Origin of the sequence: Burkholderia sp. (genome assembly GCF_018375725.1) — a bacterium.
Classification (GTDB): Bacteria; Pseudomonadota; Gammaproteobacteria; order Burkholderiales; family Burkholderiaceae; genus Burkholderia.
In genome coordinates, this window is sequence record NZ_JAHACR010000256.1 from 1 (window position 1) to 6,279 (window position 6,279).

Consider the following 6,279-nt stretch of genomic DNA (forward strand, 5'->3'; position numbering starts at 1 on the left):
ATCGGCGCGTTGACGCGGGTAAAATACGCGATTCCCAACGGTTTGCCGCGAGAATCCTCATGTCTTCCCCGCTTACTTTCATCGAATCGCTGCGCGCCGCGTGGCAGCGCACGAATTCGCTGCTGTGCGTCGGCCTCGATCCCGAGCCGTCGCGCTTCCCCACGCAGTTCGACGGCCAGCCCGACATGATTTTCGAATTCTGCCGGGAGATCGTCGACGCGACCGCGCCGTATGCAAGCGCATTCAAGCCGCAGATCGCATACTTCGCCGCGCATCGCGCGGAGGATCAGCTCGAGCGGCTGATCGCACACATCCATCTTCAGCATCCGGGCCTGCCGGTCATCCTCGACGCCAAGCGCGGCGACATCGGCAGCACGGCCGAGCAATATGCGCGCGAGGCATTCGAGCGCTACCGCGCCGATGCCGTGACGGTGAACCCGTACATGGGCTTCGATTCGATCGAGCCGTATCTCGCATACGACGACAAGGGTGTGATCGTGCTGTGCCGCACGTCCAACCCCGGCGGTTCCGACCTGCAGTTCCTCGACGTGGGCGCGGCCGGCCAGCCGGCACGTCCGCTGTATCAGGTCGTCGCCGATCTGGCGGCGAACACGTGGAACGCGAAGAACGGCCAGCTCGGCCTCGTCGTCGGCGCGACTTTCCCGAAGGAAATCGAGATCGTGCGCGGGATCGTCGGCGACATGCCGCTCCTGATTCCGGGCATCGGTGCGCAGGGCGGCGACGTGCGGGCGACCGTCAACGCGGGCCGCACGGCCGACGGCACGGGGATGATGATCAACTCGTCGCGCGCGATCCTGTACGCGAGCAAGGGCGAGGACTTTGCCGAAGCCGCGGCGCTCGCCGCGCAAAAGACCCGCGACGCGATCAACGCCTGTCGCTGATCGGGACGGCCGCCCGCCCGGGCGCCTGTTCCATGCGGCCCGCGCTGGCGCGGGCCGCTTCCGCTGCCTTTTCCGGTCCGCACTGGCGTACCCGGACAATTTCCTGTCGTTTCCATACTGCATGCCCGCGCGGCAATCGCGCGATGCTGCTGCCTGTCATTGATCCGTCATGAACGTGTCAGGAAAAGGAGCGACGCCATGCCCAAGCTGTCCCGACGTCTTCTGAGCGCGCTCGCCGCGTCGCTGTGCATGACGTTCGCCCACGCGGCGGATCTCGCGCACTGGCCCGCCGACAGCGCGAAGGCGCTGAACGCGATGATCGCCGCGCACGCGCACCGCGGCGACTATGCGGTATTCGATGCCGACAACACGACGTATCGCTACGACCTCGAGGAATCGCTGCTGCCGTACCTCGAGAACCGCGGCGTGCTGACGCGCGACACGCTCGATGCATCGCTGAAGCTGATTCCGTTCAGGGATTCGCCGGACGCCAGGGAATCGCTGACGAGTTACTACTACCGGCTGTGCGAGATCGACGATCTCGTCTGCTATCCGTGGATCGCGCAGGCATTCGCAGGACTGTCGCTTGCCGAGCTGAAGCGGCACATCGACGCGATGCTCGCGGACGGCAAGCCGATCCCGATCCGCTACTGGCAGGGCGACAAGGTCGTCGACGGCACGGTGAACCCGCCGCGCTTCTTCCGCGGGATGCAGGCGTTGTACAACGCGCTGCGCGAGAACGGGATCGACGTCTACGTGATGACGGCCGCGCACGAGGAACTCGTGCGGCTGGTGTTGTCCGATCCGAAGTACGGCTACAACGTGAAGCCGGAGAACGTGATCGGCGTGACGACGCTGCTGCGCAACCCTGCGACCGGCTCGCTGACGACGTCGCGCCTGCAGATCAAGGCCGGCAAGTACGACGAGGCCGCGAATCGCGATCTCGTGATCACGCCGTTCCTGATGAATCCGATGACCTGGTACGAAGGCAAGCTCGGCTCGATCGCCGGATGGATCGACCAGTGGAGGAAGCCGGTGCTCGTCGCGGGCGATACACCGGCGTCCGACGGCTACATGCTGCTGAACGCGACCGATGTCGCGCGCGGCGGCGTGCGCGTGTGGGTGAACAAGAAAGACAAGCAGACGGCGCAGATCCGCGCGTGGTCGGACGAATCGGCCGCGAAGCAGCAGGCGCTCGGCCTGCCCGTGACGGCGGACAAGAACTGGATCGTCGTGAAGCCCGACGCGATTCAGTAGACGACAGGCACGGAAGGGCGCGTTGCATCGTGGAGACACGCGGCGGCGCCGGGAGCGCCCCGTGCGGGCATGCAACGAAAGGCGGCGCCGGGGACCCCACGCGGGCGCGCGACGACGCGACGCGCCGCATCGCGCTTGCGCATCAGCCTTCGCGCTCGTCGAGCAGTTTCAGCAGCCCGCGCAGCGCATGCGCGGCCGCCTGCGCGTGGATCTGCTCGCGATCGCCCTTGAACACGAGCGTCTCGGCGTCGGTATGCAGCCGGTTGCTCCACGCGAACGACACGGTGCCGACCGGCTTTTTCTCGCTGCCGCCCGCGGGGCCGGCGATGCCGGTGACGGACAGGGCGACCTGCGCACGGCTGTTGCGCAGCGCGCCTTCGGCCATCGCCCGCGCGACCGGCTCGCTGACCGCGCCGTGCTTGTCGATGAGTTCGGCCGGCACGCCGATCATCTCGGTCTTTGCTTGATTCGAATAAGTGACGAAGCCGCGCTCGAACCACTGACTGCTGCCGGAGATGTCGGTGATCGCGGTGGCGATCATGCCGCCGGTGCAGGACTCGGCGGTGGCCAGCATCAGGTGCGCATCGCGCAGCTGGTTGCCTGCGCGGATCGCAAGCTGATGGACGACGGAATCGGTTGCCATGCGGAAAGGAACGGAGAGTCGGGAATGCGTCAGGCGCCCGAGCGCCAGAGCGCGATGACGAGCAGCGTCAGGAACGCGGCGACCAGGTCGTCGAACATGATGCCGAAGCCGCCTTTCAGGTGGCGGTCGAAGTAGCGGATCGGCGGCGGCTTGACCATGTCGAACAGGCGGAACACGAGGAACGCCGATAGCTGGCCGATGAAGGTCGCGGGCGTGACGAACAGCAGTACGAGCCAGATCGCGACGATCTCGTCCCACACCACGGAGCCCGGATCGGCGACGCCCATCTTCCTGGCGGTGAAGCCGGTCATCCAGATGCCGCCGACGAAGCCGACCGCGATCAGCGCCCACCATTGGGGCACGGTCAGGTAGCGGTTGAGCGCGACGAAGGACAGCCAGCCGAACAGCGTGCCGAAGGTGCCGGGCATGAACGGCGCGAGGCCGCTGCCGAATCCGAGCGACACGATATGCACCGGATGCGAGAGCATGAAACGCAGGGTCGCGCGCCGCGGTGCATTCGGCGCTTTCGGCGCGGTATCGGCCGGGTCGCGCAGGGGCGTCGGGTCAGTCTGCATGGAAATGATCGAAACCGTGCAACGTCAGGGAAAGGGGTGCGCCGGCAGCATCGCGCCACGCGATCGCGGGCCGCTCCGACGGTGCGGACAAGGCGCGTATTGTACCGATTCGCGTCACCGCGATCTTCGCCTTCGCACCTGCCGCCTCGACCGCTGCCCGCTCGGCAACGGGGGCGGTGAAGCACAGTTCGTAGTCGTCGCCGCCCGCGAGCGCGCAGCGGCGCTGCACGTCGGGCGGCAGTGTCGCGAGCGCGGCCGAGCGCGGCACGGCATCCGCGTCGATTTCCGCATGCACGCCGGAGCGGTCGAGGATGTGCTGCAGGTCGCCGGTCAGCCCGTCCGACACGTCGAGCGCCGCACGCGCGATACCGGCGAGCGCGCGTCCGAGCGCGATGCGCGGTTCCGGGCGCTCGAGCGCCGCCTTGAACGCCGCCGCTTCGTGCGCGCCGGCCGTCCATTCGCCGCGTGCGACGCCGAGCCCGGCCCGCGCGTCGCCCAGCGTGCCGGATACCCAGACGTCGTCGCCGTCGCGCGCGGCGTCGCGGCGCAATGCGGTGCCGGCGGCGACGTCGCCGAACACGGTGATGCACAGGTTGAGCGGCCCGCTCGTCGTGTCGCCGCCGATCAACTCGCAGCCGTAGCGCTCGGCGAGCGCGAACAGGCCGTCGCTGAACGCCGCGAGCCATGCCTCGTCGGCGCGCGGCAGCGCGCACGCGAGCGTGAACGCGCGCGGCTCGGCGCCCATTGCGGCGAGATCGGACAGATTGACCGCCAGCGCCTTGTGACCGAGTGCGTCCGGCGCGACATCGGCGAAAAAATGACGGCCTTCGACCAGCATGTCCGTCGAAATGGCCAGCAATTTTCCGGATTGAGGTGCGATCAGCGCGCAATCGTCGCCAATGCCGAGCGTGGCGGCGCGCGTGCCGCGTGCAGCGCGGCGGGCAAAGAAGCGATCGATCAGAGAGAACTCGGAGAGTGCGGCTGGCACGGCGGGCGGATCCGGAGTGTTGAGGGTGACGGCATTGTACGGCGCGAACGGGGCCGTTTCTGGACCGTTCAGTACATTTTGTCTCGGCTGTTGCACCCGAAACGGAGGTCTGGAGGGATTGATTGGCGCTACAATGCGTCGACTATTTATTCTAATCCGCACGTCAGAGACACATGTCGACCTCACAATCCTCCAAAGCCAAGCTCCGCGAAGCCGCCCTCGACTATCACGAATTCCCGACCCCGGGCAAAGTCGCGATTGCCCCGACCAAGCAGATGATCAACCAGCGCGATCTCGCGCTCGCCTATTCGCCGGGCGTCGCGTTCGCCTGCGAGGAGATCGTCGAGAACCCGCTCAACGCGGCCCGCTTCACCGCGCGCAGCAATCTGGTCGGCGTGGTCACCAACGGTACGGCGGTGCTCGGCCTCGGCAATATCGGCCCGCTCGCGTCGAAGCCGGTGATGGAAGGCAAGGCGGTGCTGTTCAAGAAATTTGCCGGCATCGACGTGTTCGACATCGAACTGAACGAGTCCGATCCGCACAAGCTGGTCGACGTGATCGCCGCGCTCGAGCCGACTTTCGGCGGCCTCAACCTCGAAGACATCAAGGCGCCGGACTGCTTTATCGTCGAACGCGAATGCCGCAAGCGGATGAAGATCCCGGTCTTCCACGACGACCAGCACGGCACCGCGATCGTCGTGGCCGCCGCCGTCACGAACGGCCTGAAGGTCGTCGGCAAGGACATCAAGCAGGTCAAGCTGGTCGCATCCGGCGCAGGCGCGGCGGCACTCGCGTGCCTCGACCTGCTCGTCGACATCGGCCTGCCGATCGAGAACATCATCGTCACCGACCTTGCCGGCGTGGTCTACAAGGGCCGCACCGAACTGATGGATCCGGACAAGGCGCGTTTCGCGCGCGAAACCGACGCGCGCACGCTTGCCGAGGTGATCGACGGCGCGGACATCTTCCTCGGCCTGTCGGCGGCCGGCGTGCTGAAGCAGGAGATGGTCAAGGGGATGGCGGAGCGTCCGCTGATCCTCGCGCTCGCCAACCCGACGCCGGAAATCCTGCCGGAACTCGCGCTGGAAGTCCGTCCGGACGCCGTGCTCGCGACCGGTCGCACCGACTATCCGAACCAGGTCAACAACGTCCTGTGCTTCCCGTTCATTTTCCGCGGCGCCCTCGACGTCGGCGCGACGACGATCACCCGTGAAATGGAGACCGCGGCGGTGAATGCGATCGCCGAACTGGCGCAGCAGGAGCAGAGCGACATCGTCGCGACCGCGTACGGCATCCAGGATCTGTCGTTCGGCCCGGAATACCTGATTCCGAAGCCGTTCGATCCGCGCCTGATCGTGACGATCGCGCCGGCTGTCGCGCAGGCCGCGATGGACGGCGGGGTGGCGACGCGACCGATCGAGGACATGGAGGCGTACAAGGTTCACCTGCAGCAATTCGTCTACCACAGCGGCACGACGATGAAGCCGATCTTCCAGCTCGCGCGCAACGCGCCGGAGGAGAAGAAGCGCGTGGTCTTCGCGGAAGGCGAAGAAGAGCGCGTGTTGCGCGCCGTTCAGATCATCGTCGACGAAAAACTCGCGAAGCCGATCCTGATCGGCCGGCCGGCCGTGATCGAGCACCGGATCCAGCGTTATGGCCTGCGCCTGACGCCGGGCGTCGACTTCACGATCGTCAACACCGAGCACGACGAACGCTACCGCGACTTCTGGCAGACGTACTACAAGATGATGGCGCGCAAGGGCATCAGCGAGCAGCTCGCGCGCGTCGAGATGCGCCGCCGCACGACGCTGATCGGCGCGATGCTGGTCAGGAAGGGCGAGGCGGACGGCATGATCTGCGGAACGATCAGCACCACGCATCGCCACATCCACTTCATCGACCAGGTGATCGGCA

6 protein-coding genes are annotated in these 6,279 nt (G+C 66.7%); 3 read left to right on the top strand and 3 right to left on the bottom strand.

All coding sequences use genetic code 11. The annotated features are described in order from the left end of the window. The first annotated feature begins 59 nt into the window (after positions 1 to 59). Both pyrF and KH616_RS19990 read left to right on the top strand, forming a co-directional pair. Positions 60 to 902, top strand: coding sequence for an orotidine-5'-phosphate decarboxylase (gene pyrF / locus KH616_RS19985; RefSeq protein WP_292250107.1), 843 nt, complete (start codon positions 60 to 62; stop codon positions 900 to 902). Between the two features lie 198 nt (positions 903 to 1,100). Next, positions 1,101 to 2,159, top strand: coding sequence for a haloacid dehalogenase-like hydrolase (locus KH616_RS19990; protein WP_292250108.1), 1,059 nt, complete (start codon positions 1,101 to 1,103; stop codon positions 2,157 to 2,159). 142 nt (positions 2,160 to 2,301) lie between these two features. Here KH616_RS19990 and KH616_RS19995 read toward each other — a convergent pair whose 3' ends face one another. The 3 genes from KH616_RS19995 to thiL are packed head-to-tail and all read right to left on the bottom strand — an operon-like array spanning position 2,302 to position 4,365. After that, entirely contained in the window at positions 2,302 to 2,802 is a 501-nt protein-coding gene (locus KH616_RS19995; RefSeq protein ID WP_292250109.1) for a CinA family protein, read from the bottom strand. A gap of 29 nt (positions 2,803 to 2,831) precedes the next feature. Next, entirely contained in the window at positions 2,832 to 3,377 is a 546-nt protein-coding gene (locus KH616_RS20000; protein ID WP_292250111.1) for a phosphatidylglycerophosphatase A, read from the bottom strand. Beyond that, positions 3,367 to 4,365 carry a thiamine-phosphate kinase gene (gene thiL / locus KH616_RS20005; protein WP_292250113.1) on the bottom strand — a complete coding sequence of 333 codons (999 nt, stop codon included), beginning with the start codon at positions 4,363 to 4,365 and terminating at the stop codon, positions 3,367 to 3,369. Before thiL ends, KH616_RS20000 begins: the two co-directional genes overlap by 11 nt. 173 nt (positions 4,366 to 4,538) lie before the next feature. Between thiL and KH616_RS20010 the strand changes: the two genes are divergently transcribed. Then, on the top strand, positions 4,539 to 6,279 hold a 1,741-nt coding region (locus KH616_RS20010), incomplete at its 3' end, for an NADP-dependent malic enzyme (protein WP_292250114.1).